13 protein-coding genes are annotated in these 15,543 nt (G+C 71.8%); 1 reads left to right on the top strand and 12 read right to left on the bottom strand.

The window, feature by feature from the left end; translation table 11 throughout:
• Positions 1–6 precede the first annotated feature (6 nt).
• The 12 genes from N8K70_RS07490 to N8K70_RS07435 form a co-directional block, all read right to left on the bottom strand.
• The gene (locus N8K70_RS07490) at positions 7–3,003 is read right to left on the bottom strand and encodes a bifunctional [glutamine synthetase] adenylyltransferase/[glutamine synthetase]-adenylyl-L-tyrosine phosphorylase (RefSeq protein WP_317140970.1); all 2,997 of its coding nucleotides are present in this window, start codon (positions 3,001–3,003) and stop codon (positions 7–9) included.
• Positions 3,004–3,019: 16 nt separating this feature from the next.
• Positions 3,020–4,357, bottom strand: coding sequence for a glutamine synthetase family protein (locus N8K70_RS07485; RefSeq protein WP_317140969.1), 1,338 nt, complete (start codon positions 4,355–4,357; stop codon positions 3,020–3,022).
• Between the two features lie 48 nt (positions 4,358–4,405).
• The gene (locus N8K70_RS07480) at positions 4,406–4,633 is read right to left on the bottom strand and encodes an SPOR domain-containing protein (protein ID WP_317140968.1); all 228 of its coding nucleotides are present in this window, start codon (positions 4,631–4,633) and stop codon (positions 4,406–4,408) included.
• A 10-nt stretch (positions 4,634–4,643) separates the two neighbouring features.
• Complete coding sequence (lnt, locus tag N8K70_RS07475; protein ID WP_317140967.1) at positions 4,644–6,215, bottom strand: apolipoprotein N-acyltransferase; 1,572 nt, start codon at positions 6,213–6,215, stop codon at positions 4,644–4,646.
• Between the two features lie 35 nt (positions 6,216–6,250).
• Positions 6,251–8,692 (bottom strand): DEAD/DEAH box helicase, encoded by a 2,442-nt coding sequence (locus tag N8K70_RS07470; RefSeq protein ID WP_317140966.1) that lies wholly within the window; start codon positions 8,690–8,692, stop codon positions 6,251–6,253.
• A 36-nt stretch (positions 8,693–8,728) separates the two neighbouring features.
• A complete protein-coding gene (gene tatC, locus N8K70_RS07465) occupies positions 8,729–9,544 on the bottom strand; it encodes a twin-arginine translocase subunit TatC (RefSeq protein WP_317140965.1) in 816 nt (271 codons plus the stop codon).
• A gap of 6 nt (positions 9,545–9,550) precedes the next feature.
• The gene (tatA, locus tag N8K70_RS07460; RefSeq protein WP_317140964.1) at positions 9,551–9,814 is read right to left on the bottom strand and encodes a twin-arginine translocase TatA/TatE family subunit; all 264 of its coding nucleotides are present in this window, start codon (positions 9,812–9,814) and stop codon (positions 9,551–9,553) included.
• 113 nt (positions 9,815–9,927) lie between these two features.
• Entirely contained in the window at positions 9,928–10,896 is a 969-nt protein-coding gene (locus N8K70_RS07455; RefSeq protein WP_317140963.1) for a helix-turn-helix transcriptional regulator, read from the bottom strand.
• Positions 10,893–11,882 carry a helix-turn-helix transcriptional regulator gene (locus N8K70_RS07450; RefSeq protein WP_317140962.1) on the bottom strand — a complete coding sequence of 330 codons (990 nt, stop codon included), beginning with the start codon at positions 11,880–11,882 and terminating at the stop codon, positions 10,893–10,895. Before N8K70_RS07450 ends, N8K70_RS07455 begins: the two co-directional genes overlap by 4 nt.
• A gap of 30 nt (positions 11,883–11,912) precedes the next feature.
• Complete coding sequence (locus N8K70_RS07445) at positions 11,913–12,896, bottom strand: FKBP-type peptidyl-prolyl cis-trans isomerase (protein WP_317140961.1); 984 nt, start codon at positions 12,894–12,896, stop codon at positions 11,913–11,915.
• A gap of 10 nt (positions 12,897–12,906) precedes the next feature.
• Positions 12,907–13,923, bottom strand: a complete 1,017-nt coding sequence (locus tag N8K70_RS07440) for a tRNA (adenine-N1)-methyltransferase (RefSeq protein WP_317140960.1) — start codon at positions 13,921–13,923, stop codon at positions 12,907–12,909.
• A 19-nt stretch (positions 13,924–13,942) separates the two neighbouring features.
• Positions 13,943–14,611, bottom strand: coding sequence for an HAD family hydrolase (locus N8K70_RS07435; protein ID WP_317140959.1), 669 nt, complete (start codon positions 14,609–14,611; stop codon positions 13,943–13,945).
• Positions 14,612–14,683: 72 nt separating this feature from the next.
• Here N8K70_RS07435 and N8K70_RS07430 point away from each other — a divergent pair, with 72 nt between their 5' ends.
• Positions 14,684–15,535, top strand: a complete 852-nt coding sequence (locus tag N8K70_RS07430; protein ID WP_317140958.1) for a PAC2 family protein — start codon at positions 14,684–14,686, stop codon at positions 15,533–15,535.
• Positions 15,536–15,543: the final 8 nt, after the last annotated feature.

The following is a 15,543-nucleotide window of genomic DNA, read 5'->3' as shown; positions in this document are numbered from 1 at the left end:
CCACGGCTAGCCGTAGAACAGCTTCTCGAAGTCCCGGCGCGCCCGCCGCGACGCGCGCAGCCAGTCCTCCTGGACCCGCGTGGCCGAATGCGGGGGGTACTCCAGCATCCGCCCGAGGCCGTCGAGCGCCCGCCGGTCGACGGGCAGGACGTCGCTCGTGTCGCCCGAGTACAGCGTGTTCGCCGATCTCAGACGCGCGGCGAGCCGCCACGCCTCCGCCAGGCGTCGCGCGGCGACCTCCGGGACGAGCCCGGCGGCCGACGCCGCGCTCAGCGCGCCCAGCGTCGACGTCGTCCGCAGCCCCGGCACCGCGTGCGCATGCTGCAGCTGCAGCAGCTGCACGAGCCACTCCACGTCGCTCAGGCCCCCCGGCCCCAGCTTCAGGTGCAGTGTGGGATCGACCTGCCGCGGCATCCGCTCCTTCTCGACGCGCGCCTTGATGCGCTTGATCTCGCGGAGCGCCGAGACGTCGATCTGCGCCGGGTAGCGGATCTCGTCGGCCAGCGCGGTGAAGTCGTCGACGAGGTCGGCCGATCCGGCGATCCCTCGCGCGCGCAGCAGCGCCTGCGCCTCCCATGACACGGACCAGCGGCGGTAGTACTCCGCATAGGCGTCGAGCGACCGCACGATCGGACCGCTGCGCCCCTCGGGACGCAGGTCGGCATCGAGGTCGAGCGGGAGGCGGAGGTCCTCCGACACGCGCCGCACCTCCGAGACGATCCGCGTCGCGAGCTCGTTCGCGCGCGTGGGGTCGACCCCCTGCGCCCGGTACACGTACAGCACGTCGGCATCCGACCCGAATCCGAGCTCGGCCCCGCCGAAGCGTCCCATGCCGATGACGGCGAACTCGAGCGACGCGTCGTCGGGCGGCACGATCTCGCGGCGCACGGCGCGCAGCGTCGCCTGGATGGTCACCTCGGCGATGGTCGTCAGCGCGAGGCTCAGCTCCTCGATCGTGATCGCCCCCAGCACCGCGCCCATCGCCGTGCGGAGCATCTCACGGCGGCGGAGCGCCCGCACGGCCGCCATCGCGTCCTCGAGACCGGCATGACGGTCCTGGATGGCGCGCGCCTCCGCCCTCAGGACCGTGCCGGAGCGCGGGCGCAGCTGCTCCGGCGCTCCGAGCCAGGCCACGGACTCGGGGATCCACTCCATGAGGTCGCCGATGTACCGCGAACCGGACAGCATCTTCGTGAGCCCCTCGGCGGCACCCGACGAGTCGCGCAGCATGCGCAGGAACCAGGGGGTGTCGCCGAGGCGCTCGCTGATGCGCCGGTACGAGAGCAGCCCGCGGTCCGGATCCACGCCGTCGGCGAACCACAGCAGCATGACCGGCATGAGATGACGCTGGATCGATGCCTTGCGGCTGAGTCCCGACGTCAGGGCCCGGATGTGCCGGAGCGCGCCGTTCGGGTCGTGGAACCCGATCGCCGCGAGCCGGGCGTGCGCCTCGTCGGTCGTGAGGCTGCGCTCCTCCTCCGGAAGCGCGGCGACCGCCGTGAGCAGCGGGCGGTAGAACAGCCGCACGTGGATCTCGCGCACCTCGCGCTTGATCTCCTCCCACAGCCCCTGCACGCGGGCGGCCGTGTCGGCGAGGCCGCTCGATCGGGCCAGCGCCCGCAGGCCTTCCTCGCTGCGCGGCATGAGGTGCGTGCGCGAGAGGCCCTCCAGCTGCAGGCGGTGCTCGAGAAGGCGCAGAACCCGGTAGTCGCGCGCGAAGGTGGCACCGTCCCGGCGGCCCACGTATCCCTCGGCGACCAGCGCATCGATCGCGTCGAGCGTCCCTCGGCGCCGGATGGAGGCGTCGGAGACGCCGTGCACGAGCTGGATGAGCTGGACCGTGAACTCCACGTCGCGGATGCCGCCCGGCCCGAGCTTGAGCTGATAGGGGACGTCGGCGGCGGGGATGTTGTCGGTGACGCGCTCGCGCATCCGCTGCACGCTGTCGACGAAGCCCTCGCGGCCCGCGCTCTCCCAGACCAGGGGCTGCGTGCCGGCGACGTAGGCCTCGCCGAGCTCCCGATCTCCCGCGAGCGGACGCGCCTTGAGCAGGGCCTGGAACTCCCACGTGTGCGCCCACCGGTCGTAGTACGCCAGGTGGGATCCGAGGCTGCGGACGAGCGCGCCCTGCTTGCCCTCGGGACGCAGGTTCGGGTCGACCTCCCACAGCGGGGGCTCGACCTCCATCTCGCAGATGCCGTGCATGGTCTGCACCGCGAGCCGGTGCGCGATGTCGAGGGCGCGGGACTCCGTCAGCTCCGCTCCCTCGGCCGCTCCGCCGACGAATATCACGTCCACGTCCGAGACATAGTTGAGCTCGCGGGCTCCCGCCTTTCCCATGCCGATGATCGCCAGCCGGGTCCGCTCGACCTCGTCGCGCGGGAACGCGCCGGCGCCGGCGGCGCCCGTCGACACGCGCGACCGCGCGACCGCGAGCGATGCCTCCAGCGCGGCGCCCGCGGCGTCCGCGAGCGCCTCGGAGACCGGCTTCACGGCCTCGACGGCGTCGGGCGCCAGCAGGTCGAAGGCGGCGATCCGGGCGAGCTGCTCGCGATAGGCGACGCGCAGGGCGACCCAGGCCGACTCATCGGCCGTCGCGGCGAAGCCCTCCTGCGCGCCCACGGCCGCGAGCAGGGCCCTCCTCATGCCGTCGCCGTCCGGAAGCCGCCATCCGATGCGGGCGAGCTCGCCGAAGGACGCCGGGCGGCGCAGATAGAAGCCGGCGAAGCCGCGCGAGGCCCCGAGCAGCCGCCACGCGACCGTGCGACCGTGCGCATCGCGCAGCACGGCGCCGACGATGTCCGCGTCGCGCCGGGCGACCTTGACGAGCCCGTCGAGCGCCTCGTCGGGATCGGCTGCCCGCTCCGCTCCGCGCAGCGCCTCGTCGCGCTCCAGTCCGACGAGGCCCGCGAGCTCCGAGAGCTGCTCGTCCGCGCGCTGGAGCGCGCCGAAGCCGAATCGGGCGAGCTCTGTCAGACCAGAGGCACGGCTCTCCCTCGTCATGACCCCGTCGCCGCGATCAGATGACGTCGAGCGTCGACTTCAGCTCGTACTGCGTGACGTGCGAGCGGTACGCCTCGTACTCCCGGCGCTTGTTCGCCAGCACGTAGCTGAAGACCTGCTCGCCGAGGGTCTCGGCGACGAGCTCGCTGTCCTCCATCTGCTTGATGGCGTCGTAGAGGCTCGACGGCAGGGGCTGGTAGCCCAGGGCGCGGCGCTCGGCGCTCGAGAGCGCGCCGACGTTCTCCTCGGCCTCGGTCGCGAGCTCGTACTCCTCCTCGATGCCCTTCAGCCCCGCGGCGAGGATGAGCGCATAGGCGAGGTAGGGGTTGGCCGCCGAGTCGATGGCGCGGTACTCGACACGTGCCGAGCCGCCCTTGCCGGGCTTGTACAGGGGCACGCGGATCAGCGCGGAGCGGTTGTTGTGCCCCCAGGTCACGTAGCTCGGAGCCTCGTCACCGCCCCACAGGCGCTTGTACGAGTTGACGAACTGGTTCGTCACGAGCGCGATCTCGCCCGCATGGCGCATGAGACCCGCGATGAACTGACGTCCGATGTGGGAGAGCTGGTACTGAGCGCCCTCCTGGAAGAAGGCGTTCACGTCGCCCTCGAAGAGCGAGAGGTGCGTGTGCATGCCGCTTCCCGGCTCGCCGGAGAGGGGCTTGGGCATGAAGGTCGCGTGGACGCCCTGCTCGATCGCGACCTCCTTCACCACCGTGCGGAACGTCATGATGTTGTCCGCCATCGTCAGGGCGTCGGCGTAGCGCAGATCGATCTCGTTCTGGCCGGGCCCGACCTCGTGATGGCTGTACTCGACCGAGATCCCGAGGTCCTCGAGCATCCGCACGGCGCGACGGCGGAAGTCGTGGGCCGTGCCGCCGGGGACGTTGTCGAAGTACCCCGCACGGTCCACGGGCTCGGGGCCCTCGGCGCCGAAGCCGCTCGACTTGAGCAGGTAGAACTCGATCTCGGGATGCGTGTAGAAGGTGAAACCCGCGTCGGCGGCCTTCGCGAGCGTGCGCTTGAGCACGTTGCGCGGCTCCGCGGACGCCGGCTCGCCGTCGGGCGTCGTGATGTCGCAGAACATGCGCGCCGTCGGGTCGATCTCGCCCCGCCACGGAAGGATCTGGAACGTCGAGGGATCGGGGAACGCGAGCAGGTCCGACTCGTACGAGCGGGTCAGACCCTCGATGGCCGAGCCGTCGAAGCCGATCCCCTCGCTGAACGCGCCCTCGACCTCCGCCGGCGCGATGGCGACCGACTTGAGCGTGCCGAGCACGTCGGTGAACCACAGGCGCACGAACTTGACGCCGCGCTCCTCGATCGTGCGGAGCACGAAGTCCCTCTGCTTGTCCATCGGATCCTCTCTGAGGCGTCGCCGCCGGGGCGGCATGCTCCTCTCAGACTACTGGTCCGAGGGGGTCTGTCGCGTCTGCGGCCAGTCGCCGTCGCGCGCCTCCTCGTCCTCCCAGGCGCGCGTTCGCGCCTTCAGCACCTCCGGCGCCTTCGCCGCCTCCTCGGCGGTGTCGAAGGGGCCTGCGCGCTCGGACGACGGTGAGACGAGGCCGAACTCCACCTCCCCGCTCTTGAGGTTGTACCAGTACTTCTTCTCGGGGTCGACGTCGAAGCTCATGGCAACGATCCTAGGCACGTCGGCGACGACGGGCCAGGACCCCCGCTCCCGCGAGCGCGAGGAGGCTCAGCGGCATCGCCGCCGTGATCCACGGGCCGACGACCACTCCGGCCGTCGTCCCGTCCCGGAGCTCGACGTCCGCGACGATCGCGCCGGCCTCGTCGATCGGCAGCTGCTCGGTCGTCGTGCCATCGGGCGCGATGATCTGGCTCGTCCCCGTCGTCGACAGGTTCACGACGCTCCGGCCCGTCTCGATGGCCCTCATCCGCGCGAACGCGAGCTGCTGGAGGTTCTCGTCGGTGCCGCGGAAGTCGGCGTTGTTCGTCTGGAACATGAAGACCTGGGCGCCGCCGTCCACGCCCTCGCGGATGAGGTCGTCGTCGATGACGTCGAAGCAGATCGCGAGGCCCACGCCGACTCCGCCCACGTCGAAGACGGGAGAGTCCGTCCCCGGCGTGTACTCCCGCTGGATGAGGCCGATGAGGCCGGGCGCGAGGGCCTCGAAGAACGGCCGGTCCGGCACGTACTCGCCGAAGGGCACGGGATTGCGCTTGGAATGGAGCTGCACGGCCCCGTCCTCCGTCCAGAGCATGGAGGTGTTGTAGATCGGGTCGTCCCCCGAGGTGGGGTCTCCCCCGCGGGCCGAGGCGGCGTTCATGAGCAAGGGCGCGTCGAAGGCGCGGACCACCGCGTCGAGAGAGAGCGCCGTCGTCTCGTTGTAGAGCGGATCGCTGTCGACGCCTCCCTCGGGCCAGAGCACGACGTCGAGGTCCGTCTCGGACTCCCGCAACGGCTCCGTGGCCGCGATCTGCGAGTTCAGCACGTCGTACGGGTCACGCGCGTCCATGTACGCCGCCGGCCCGTTGCCCTGGACCGCGCCGACCGTGATCGTGCCGGCGTCCGTCGTCGGGAACTGCGGCGTGACGAGCAGGAGCACCAGCAGGGCCGCCGGACCGGCGGCGAGCGCCCGGCGGCGTCTCGCCGGCGCGTCGGCGCGCACCCCGAGGCGCACGGCCTCGATCGTCATGGCGCACAGGAGGATCACGAGGAACGTCAGGCCGCCGACGCCGACCCACGAGGAGAGCGTCGCGAGCGGGCTCTCCGACTGGGTCATCCCGATCCGCCCCCACGCGAACCCGCCGTACGGCCACGACCCCAGGACGTCCTCCCGGAGCGTCCAGACGCCGGCGACCACGAGCGGCAGCACGACGACGCGGACCGCGGGCGTGTCGCGCACGCGGGGGATCCAGCGGTACGCGAGCGCGAGCGGGATCGCCGCGACGCCCGACAGGACGGCCTCCACCGTCGCGAGCGCCGCCCACGGCGCCCAGTTGAACGCGGTGTCGCCGAGGAACCGAGCCGCCCACGACACGTGCGGGAAGTAGAACGCCGCGCCGAACACGACGCCGACGAGCACGGCGCCTCCGATCCGCCGCCCGACGAGGCTCAGCAGGGAGAGGACGACCGCGACGAAGGCGAGGGGCCACACCCCGAGCGACGGGAACGACATGTCGAGTGCGAACCCGCCTGCGGCCGCGGCGATCACCGCCGCCCACAGGGGCAGCACGGGGCGTTCGGGCATACCGACAAGCCTAAGCGCCGTCCTCCTCGGCGGCGTCACACCGAGCTGTACGCGACAATGCCGCGCCGCACGGCGTCGAGCGCCGACCGCGCGGTGCGCGCGAGATCGCCGTCGGCGACGAGCGACAGCTGGTCGAGGAGGTCGATCGTCTGCTTCGCCCAGCGCACGAAGTCGCCCGCCGCCATGTCGGCCGAGGTCAGCACCCGGTCGAGCGCCTGACCGCGCGCCCACATGTGCATGGCCTGCGACAGCCCGGCGGCGACGGGGCTCGTGCCGGGCAGACCTCGGTCCTGCTCCAGATCGTCGAGCCGGCTCCACAGGTCCTCCGTCACCGACAGCGCCTCGCGGAAGGCCCCGCGCGGCAGGCCGTAGGGGTCCGCGACCTCCTCGCGCCGCGGCTCGTACACGAGAGCGCAGGCGAGGGCGGCGAGCGACGGCGCATCGAGCCGGGACCAGAGCCCCTGGCGCAGCGACTCCGCCACGAGCAGGTCCCGCTCGCCGTAGATGCGGCGCATCCGGCGTCCGGCCGCCGTCAGCGCCGTGCCGTCCTCCGAGACCTCGATGTAGTCGAGCTCCGCGAGCACGTCCATGATCCTGTCGAACTGACGGGCCACGCTCCCCGTCCTGGTCTCGATCTGGCGGCGCAGCTTGCCCGTCTCGCGGCGCAGCTTCCAATACCGCTCGCCCCAGCGCGCGTGCTGCTCCCGGTCGGGGCACCGATGGCAGGGATGGCGCTGCATCCGCTTGCGGAGGCTCTGGATCCGCTCCTGCCGCTGCTGCCTCCGGGCCCGGGAGGCGTTCGCGTCCTTGCGATCGGTCTTCTCCAGGTCGCTCAGCTCGCGCCGGAGGCCCGCGTACTCCGCGAAGTCGCCCTTGTCGCACGACATCGCCTTCTCGTAGCCGGCGAGGGACTCCTCGGCCTCCTTGACGCGACGGGCGATCCCGACGACCGCCCTGTCGGCCTGGAACTGCGCGAAGGACGACTCGAGGATCTCGCGCGAACGCTCCTTCCCGAACTGATCGAGGAGGTTGACGGCCATGTTGTACGTGGGCCGGAAGCTCGAGTTGAGGGGATAGGTCCGCCGCGAGGCGAGCGAGGCGACGGCCTGCGGGTCGAGGCCGTCCGTCCACTGCACGACGGCGTGGCCCTCGACGTCGATGCCGCGCCGCCCGGCCCGGCCCGTCAGCTGCGTGTACTCCCCCGACGTGATCGGCGCACGGGACTCGCCGTTGAACTTCTCCAGCTTCTCGAGCACGACTGTCCGGGCGGGCATGTTGATGCCGAGGGCGAGCGTCTCGGTGGCGAAGACCACCTTCACGAGCTTGCGCTGATAGAGCTCCTCCACGACCTCCTTGAACGCCGGCAGCAGGCCGGCGTGGTGCGACGCGACGCCGCGCTCGAGGTTGTCCTTCCACTCCCAGTAGCCGAGCACGCCGAGGTCCTCGTCGGGCAGCGCGGCGATGCGCTGCTCGACGATCCGCCGGATCTCGGCGCGCTCCTCGGCCGTGGTGAGCCTCACGCCCGAGCGACGCACCTGCTGCACCGCCTGGTCGCATCCCACCCGGCTGAAGACGAAGAAGATCGCGGGCAGCAGGTTCTGCCGCCCGAGGAGCCGGATGACCTCCGCCCTGTCGATCCGCTCCATGCGCCGCACGGGCGTCGGGCGCCCCTCCGGCGGCCGGCGCCCCCTCCGGTGGCCGTCGAAGCGGTGCTCGCCCGACCGCGGCGCCTGCCCGAACGAGGCCCGGACGCGCAGGAGCTCCCGGTTGACCTGGGCGGCCGCGGGGCCCGCGGCCTCGTCGAACAACGGCAGGAGGTCGCCGCGCACGAGCATGTGCTGCTCCAACGGGACGGGGCGCGTCTCGGAGACGATGACCTCGGTGTCTCCGCGCACCGTGTCGAGCCAGTCGCCGAACTCCTCGGCGTTCGAGACCGTCGCGCTGAGCGACACGATCCGGACGCTCGGGGGGAGGTGGATGATGACCTCCTCCCACACCGCTCCGCGGAAGCGATCGGCGAGGTAGTGGACCTCGTCCATGACGACGTAGCGCAGGCCCTGCAGCGCGGACGAGCCGGCGTAGATCATGTTTCGCAGCACCTCCGTCGTCATGACGACGATGCGCGCGTGGCCGTTGATGTTCGTGTCTCCCGTGAGGAGACCCACCTCGTCCTCGCCGTAGACGGCCTGCAGCTCGCGGAACTTCTGGTTCGACAACGCCTTCATGGGCGTGGTGTAGAAGGCCTTCTCGCCGGGCGTGCGCACCGCCAGGTGCACGGCGAACTCGCCCACGATCGTCTTGCCCGCCCCCGTGGGCGCGGCCACGAGCACGCTGCGGCCCTCCTCGAGGGCATGGCAGCCTTCGAGCTGGAACGGGTCGAGGTCGAACCTCTGGTCTTCCGCGAACGCGGCGGTGAGCGGATGGCGACGGCTCTCGCGGGCGGCGGCATAGCTTTCGGATGGGCTGGAGCCGCTCATGCTCGGAACCCTATCGCGCCCGGGCGGGCGAAGCCCTCACTCCGCCGGTTCGGCGAACAGCTCGGGGTTCCGCTTGCGCTTTCGGCGGTCGAAGAGCATCGACAGGAGCCCCGCGAGCATGTACAGCAGGATGAGGATGCCGGCGAGCAGGAGCATCGAGGTCACGTCGGCGGCCGGCGTCGAGATCGCGGCGAAGGCCGTCGCGACGACGACGGCGACGCGCCACCCCTTCAGGATCGCCTTGCCCGTGATGATGCCCGCGAGGTTGAGCGCGACGAGGAAGACGGGGCTCACGAACGCGACGCCCAGCACGAGGAGGAGCTTGAAGACGAAGTCGTAGTAGTAGTCGTACTTGTAGAACTGCGCGCCGGAGTCGGGAACGAACGACGCCATGAGCTCGATGATGTGCGGCATGATCAGCAGGCCGACGTAGCAGCCCGCGAAGAACAGCGGGACGGCGGCGGCCATGAACCCGACGGAGTACTTGACCTCCTTGCGGGTCAGTCCAGGCATGACGAACGCCCAGATCTGCCACATCCACACGGGCGCCGAGAGGAGGAGGCCGATCGCGAACGCGATGCGCATGCGCATGTCGAACCCGGCGGTCACCGAGTCGAAGTTCAGCTGCGCGAAGTCGTCGCCGCGCTCGCCGGCGATCACCTGGATCGGCCGCGTGAGCAGCTCGATCACCGGGTCCGTGATGAGGAAGGCGACCACCATGCCGACGACGAGCGCCGCCGCTGCGATCATGAGGCGCTTGCGCAGCTCGACGAGGTGAGCCGCGAGCGTCATCCTCCGGTCGCGGTACGGCAGGTCGTCCGGCACGGTCGCGTCCGTGTCGGTCGAGGCCATGCGGCGCTACGCCTGCGGCGAGGAGCCCGTCGAGCCGTCGGCCTTGGGCTTGTCGATCGTCTCGCCGTTGAGCGTGTAGCCGGTGTCCGCGGCGGGCTTCTTCGCCTCGTCCTCGGAGCTCTCCTCCTGCATCTGCTTCATCTCGCCCCGGAAGACGCGGGCCGACTGGCCGACGCTCTTCGCGAGGGCGGGGAGACGCGCGGCGCCGAAGAGGAGGAGGATGACGGCGAGCAGGATGAGCAGGTGCCAGCCGTTGAGATTGCCGAGCATGAGGAGTCTCCGTCGATCGGAAGTCGGGGGTTCATGGCGATTGTAGCCCGCCCGCCTTCTCCGTGGCCGGACGCGACGCCGCGATCCCGCCCGGGATCGCCCGTGCGCGGCTGTCAGTCTGTGCCGTAGAGGGCGAGCGCGGCCTCCGCCCACTCCGCCGCAGCGCGTCGCGCGGGCGGCGGCGAGACGATCTCCGCCCGTCCGCCCAGTCGCGTGGCGATCCGCTTGAGGGACTGCGCGTCCGCGAGCCGGATGCGCGCGGTCGCGACGCCGTCGCCCTCCTCGATCTCGGCGTGGTGCAGGTAGTCGCCCAGGAGCGGTGCGATCTCCGCGGGGAAGCGGACGACGGCGACCTGCTCGCCGTCGTTCTGGCCGAAGGCGGTCTCGGTCGAGCCGTCCCTGTGCGTGCTCGGGATGTCGGTGAGACGGGCCTCTCCGACGCGGTCGAGATGGAACGTGCGCATCGCGCGCCTCAGGTGGCACCATCCCTGCAGGTACCACTGACCGCCCGTGATGAGGATCTTCACGGGGTCCACGGTGCGGGTGGTCGGCCCCGCGTCGGGGGCGCGATAGGTGAACGAGACCGCGACGCCGGCCTTCAGGGCGCGCGCGACGATCGAGCGGACCTCGTCGACCGGGCCCGACGCCACGACGAGCTCGGCGGGCGCGGCCGACGCGCCCCGCGCGAGCTTGTCGACGAGCCCGCCGAACACGTCCGACCCGGCGACGCCGGGGATGCCGCTGGCGAGCTGCAGGCCGGCCAGGAGCGCAGCGGCCTCACGCGCCGTCAGCCGCGGCGCACGGTCCAGCGCGATCTTCTCGTTGATGAGGATGACGTCCTGCTCCTCGAGAAGGTCCCAGTCGATCTCGAACATCTCGTTCGGCATCTGGTAGTAGCCGTCCGCACCCGGCAGGCCGATGAGCGGCAGGCGCTGCACGATGCGCCGCATCTGGGCGGGCGTCACCTCGAACTCCGCCGCCGCGTCCTCGACCGTCACCTCGCCGCGTTCGAAGAGGAACGGGACGAGCGTGAGGAGGATGCGCACCTGATCGCTCGCCAGCAGCGGGGTCCGCGCCGTCACGACGTGCTCCCGTCGTGGACCGCCAGGGCGCCCCTCAGGCGCGCCACGACGGCATCGCGCAGATCGGCGGGCTCGACGACGCGCACCTCCGGTCCGTACGAGGCGAGCTCGTCGGCGAAGATGTGCCGGTCGACGTAGGACACGAGGTAGCCCTGGGCGGCGGGCGCCGCACGCCGCAGGAGGCGCAGGGCGCCCTCGCTCCCCGGCGTCACCTCGACGAGCGCGCGCTGCCGGGCGGCGACGTCGACGAGACCGGCCAGGGCGCGGTCCCCCGCCCCCTCCTTGGCGGCCGCGTCGAAGACGGCCCCCGTCTCGACGACCTCGCCGACGATCCGGCTGAGCAGGAACGTCCTGTCGCCGTCCGCCCCGGCGTCGCGGCCGTACACGTGCCACCGGCCCTCGTACTCGACGAGGGCGAGGGGCTCGACGACGCGGCGCCGTGCGGACTCCTCGCCGGGCTTCAGATAGTCGAAGGCCACCACGCGGGTCGACTCGATGGCCGCCTGCAGGGGCGCGAAGGCCGCCTCGCGCGCCGTCAGCCTCGGGGCGAACCCGAGGATGGGCTCGTCGACGTCGATCCCGAGGGCCCGGATCTTCCGCAGGCCGGAACGCGCGTCCTCCGAGAGCGAGCCCGAGCTCCACACCTCCCCCGCCAGGCTCAGCACCGCGAGCTCGGCCGGCGTGAACGAGATGTCCTCCGGCAGGTGGTACTCCGACTTCGGGATGCGGTAGCGCGCGTCCCGCAGGTCCTTCGGGTCCGACGCGGAAGGGATGGTCTCGAGCGGGACGCCGAGCGCTCGCAGCTCGTCCTTGTCGCGTTCGAACATCTTCTCCAGCGCGTCCTGCCGCGCGCCGGCGCGCTGCCGGTAGCCCGAGACGTTGTCGAGGATCTGCTGCTTCGTCAGACCGATCTCGGTCGCCATGAGGGCGACGACGAGATTCATCAGACGCTCTTCCGCCGGGATCCTCTGGGCCACGACAGCCATCCTAAGAGGCGCGGGGCGCCCCGGCGCCCCCTACTGCGCGGGCGCGTCCTGCACGCCGAGGATGTCGACGACGAACACGAGCGTCGCCCCCGCGGGCACGGACCCCTGCCCCTCGTCCCCGTAGCCGAGCTCCGGGGGGACGACGATCATGACCTGCGATCCGATGGTCTGGCCGACCAGTCCCTCCGTGAAGCCCTCGATGACGCCGCCGTCGAGGGTGAAGGGGACGGGGCTGCCGCTCTCCCACGACGAGTCGAAGACGGTCTTCTCGTCCCAGAGCACGCCCGTGTACTGCACGAGGGGCGTGTCGTCGATCGTGAGCTCCGCGCCGTCGCCCTTGATGAGGGTCTGCACGACGAGCTCGTCCGGCGCCGGCGCGTCCGGGACGACGACGCCCGGGCGGCCGTCGGTGTCCCGCACGACACTCGGCAGCCCGAAGCCGTCGTTGTACTGCAGCGTGCCGGAGGCCGCCGCCGGGTAGACCTTGCGCACGTCGACGACCGCGACGATCGACCCCTCCTGGGGGAAGCCCGCCTGGGCGTAGTACTCGCGCGCCTCCGCCGAGACGCCGTCGTCGTCGAGGGCCGCGATGACGCGTGAGCCCTCCGTCGCGCACCGCAGCGCGTCGTCGAGACCCGGGAACTGCGTCGACCACTGCGACAGCACCCCGACGGCCGAGAGGTCGCCGCTGTACGAGGTGCCGATGACGACCTCGCCCGTGTTCCCGTCGTAGAGGGTCATGTCGAGCACACCGGACTGGTCCAGGCTCGTGATGACCGGCCCGTCGCCGACCTCGACGTCGGCGTAGGCGTTCTCGTCCACGTGGAACGGGGCGAACATGTCGACCGTCGGGGCCGCGTCGAGGGAGCCGGTGACGTCGATGAGGTCGGTCAGCGACGCGTCGGCGCCCGCAGCGCGATCGCACGAGGCCTCGCCGCCGGCGACGGGACTGCAGCCGGCGAGGGCGAGCATCGTCAGGGCGGCCGCAGAGAGGATTGCCGGGGTCTTTCGCACGCGCTTCAGTCTAGGCACCCGCCGGCTCCTCCCCGGACACGCCGGCATCGCCCGCCGCACGTCGTGCGCCCTCCGCCGCGCGCTGCGCGTCGCGGACGCGCTTGCGCAGGTTCTTGTCCGTGATGTCGCGGTCGCCCACGGCGCCGGGCGTCCAGACCTCCAGGTCGTCGTCGGTGTAGCTCCGCTTCGACGCGCGGCGTCTCACCTCGGGCGGGACGGCGCCCGGAGCGAGCCTGCGTGCCGTGATGAGGAAGCCCGTGTGGGCGACCATCCTGTGGTCGGGTCGCACGGCGAGACCGTCGACGTGCCATCCGCGCACCATCGTCTCGCTCGCCTCCGGCTCGGTGAAGCAGCCCAGCCCGCGGAGGAACTCCGCGACCCGCGAGAGCTGCGTCGCCGTGGCGACGTAGCAGATCACCACGCCGCCGGGTGCGAGCGCGTCGGCGACGGGCTCGAGCACCTCCCACGGGGCGAGCATGTCGAGGACGACGCGATCCACGCTTCCCGCCCCGACCGTGCGGGGCAGCGCCTCGGCGAGGTCGCCCTCGACGACCGACCACTGCGACGGGGTCTCGCCGAAGAACGTCTCCACGTTCGCCACGGCGACCTCGGCGAACTCGAGACGGCGCTCGAACGAGATCAGCCGTCCCTCCGCGCCCACGGCGCGCAGCAGCGAGAGCGACAGGGCTCCGGAGCCGACGCCCGCCTCGACGACGACCGCGCCCGGGAAGACGTCCGCCTGCGCGACGATCGCCGCGGCGTCCTTGGGATACACGATCGCCGCGCCGCGGGGCATCGACATGACGAAGTCGCGCAGCAGCGGTCTCAGCGCGAGGTACTCGTTGCCGGAGCTGTTCTCGACGACCGACCCGTCGGGCAGCCCGACCAGCTGGTCGTGACGGAGCACGCCGTGATGGGTGTGGAGCTCGCCGCGCTCGCGGAGCGTGACGGTGTGCAGCTTCCCCTTCGGACCGGTGAGCTGCACGCGGTCGCCGAAGCGGAAGGGGCCGCGAGGGGCGGCGGTCATGGTTCCTCCGGGGGATGGGTCAGGGGCGGTGGGCGCGGTACAGCGCCGAGACGTCGTCGGCGCCGCGCCCCTCGAGGCTCGGCCAGAGGGCGTCCGCCCCGACGCCGTCGAGCGCGACGAAGTGCGGGACGCCCAGCGACACCGCGCCCGACGCGACGGCGGCGCGCAGGCCGTTGGGCGAGTCCTCGATCGCGACGGTGCGGGCGATGTCGACGCCGAGCGCGTCGGCGGCCTGGAGATACGGGTCGGGGTGGGGCTTCGGGCGGGCGACGTCGTCCCCGCCGAGCACGAGGTCGAACGCCTCGAAGTCGATGAGCTCCACGATCGACGCGGCCATCCGGTGCATCGACATCGTCACGAGCGCGGTCTTGATGCCCGCGTCGCGCAGACTGCGCAGCAGCTCCTGCGCGCCGGGGCGGAACGGCAGGCCGAGCTCGCCCATCTGACGCAGGACCTCGTCCGTCAGGTGGTCGACGATCTCGTCCACGCCGAGCGCCACGCCGGCGCTCTGCAGGACGCGCGCCGCATCGGGGAGGCCGAGGCCGACGAGCTGCAGCGCCTGCTCGTGCCCCCAGACGCCCCCGTACCTCTCGACCAGCGGCGTCTCCGCGGCCATCCAGTACGGTTCGGAGTCCACGAGCGTGCCGTCCATGTCCCACAGCACGGCGAGAGGCTGGTTCGCTGTCACCGAACCAGCCTAGTCGGCCCGCATCCGGGACTACCCTGGACGGACACCCGCGCTGCGGGGGAAGGGAGACCGGTGCAGACACTCGGACGCAGGATCATCGTCGCCGCCTTCGACGGCTGGAACGACGCCGGAGAGGCCGCGACGGGAGCGGTGCGACTGCTGCGCGAGGAGCGCGATCCGAGACCGGCGTTCGCCGTCGACCCCGAGCTGTACTTCGACTACCAGTACACCCGGCCCTCCGTCGAGGCGGACGGCGAGGGACGCAGGGTGCTGCGGTGGCCGGACGCGACGCTGCACCGGCCCGGGCAGGGAACCGGCGACGTGTGGTTCTGGACGGTCACGGGGAGCGAGCCCGCACGCGCCTGGCGGTCGTTCGCCGGGGAGTTCGTCGACCGCGCGCTCGCGGAGGACATCACGGGTCTCGTCACGCTCGGCTCGATGATGTCGGACGTGCCGCACACGCGTCCCATCTCGGTGTTCGCCAGCAGCGAGAACGCGCAGGTGCGCGAAGAGCTCAGCCTGGAACGCTCGACCTACGAGGGGCCCGTCGGCATCCTCAGCGTGCTCGGCGACGCGGCCGAGAGCGCCGGGATCCCCACGGCCTCGCTGTGGGCGAGCGTCCCCCACTACGTCGCCGGCCACACGCCGTCGCCCAAGGCGACGCTCGCGCTCCTGACCCGCCTGGAGGAGCTCACCGGCGCCGCCATCCCGAAGGGGGCGCTGCCGACGGAGGCAGCGGCCTGGGAGGCGACGATCGACGCGGCCGCCGCGGACGACGAGGAGATGACCGACTACATCCGCCAGCTCGAGCAGACGCGCGACACGTGGGACTCCCCCGAGGCGTCCGGCGACGCCATCGCCCGCGCCTTCGAGCGGTATCTGGATCGCGACGACCCGCGCGACGGTCGCGGCGACCGGCGCTGACGCGGGAG

This window comes from Microbacterium sp. AB (assembly GCF_032878875.1).
GTDB lineage: Bacteria > Actinomycetota > Actinomycetes > Actinomycetales > Microbacteriaceae > Microbacterium > Microbacterium betulae.
The sequence above is the reverse complement of the archived record's forward strand: the minus strand, read 5'-3'. Positions and strand labels throughout refer to the sequence as shown.

Bases quoted from the DNA above. Each gene is read 5' to 3' on its own strand.
- tatC (WP_317140965.1), bottom strand. From the start codon at position 9,544: ATGGCCTCGACCGACACGGACGCGACCGTGCCGGACGACCTGCCGTAC.
- lnt (WP_317140967.1), bottom strand. From the start codon at position 6,215: ATGCCCGAACGCCCCGTGCTGCCCCTGTGGGCGGCGGTGATCGCCGCG.
- N8K70_RS07450 (WP_317140962.1), bottom strand. From the start codon at position 11,882: ATGGCTGTCGTGGCCCAGAGGATCCCGGCGGAAGAGCGTCTGATGAAT.
- tatA (WP_317140964.1), bottom strand. From the start codon at position 9,814: ATGCTCGGCAATCTCAACGGCTGGCACCTGCTCATCCTGCTCGCCGTC.
- N8K70_RS07490 (WP_317140970.1), bottom strand. From the start codon at position 3,003: ATGACGAGGGAGAGCCGTGCCTCTGGTCTGACAGAGCTCGCCCGATTC.
- N8K70_RS07485 (WP_317140969.1), bottom strand. From the start codon at position 4,357: ATGGACAAGCAGAGGGACTTCGTGCTCCGCACGATCGAGGAGCGCGGC.
- N8K70_RS07470 (WP_317140966.1), bottom strand. From the start codon at position 8,692: ATGAGCGGCTCCAGCCCATCCGAAAGCTATGCCGCCGCCCGCGAGAGC.
- N8K70_RS07440 (WP_317140960.1), bottom strand. From the start codon at position 13,923: ATGACCGCCGCCCCTCGCGGCCCCTTCCGCTTCGGCGACCGCGTGCAG.
- N8K70_RS07480 (WP_317140968.1), bottom strand. From the start codon at position 4,633: ATGAGCTTCGACGTCGACCCCGAGAAGAAGTACTGGTACAACCTCAAG.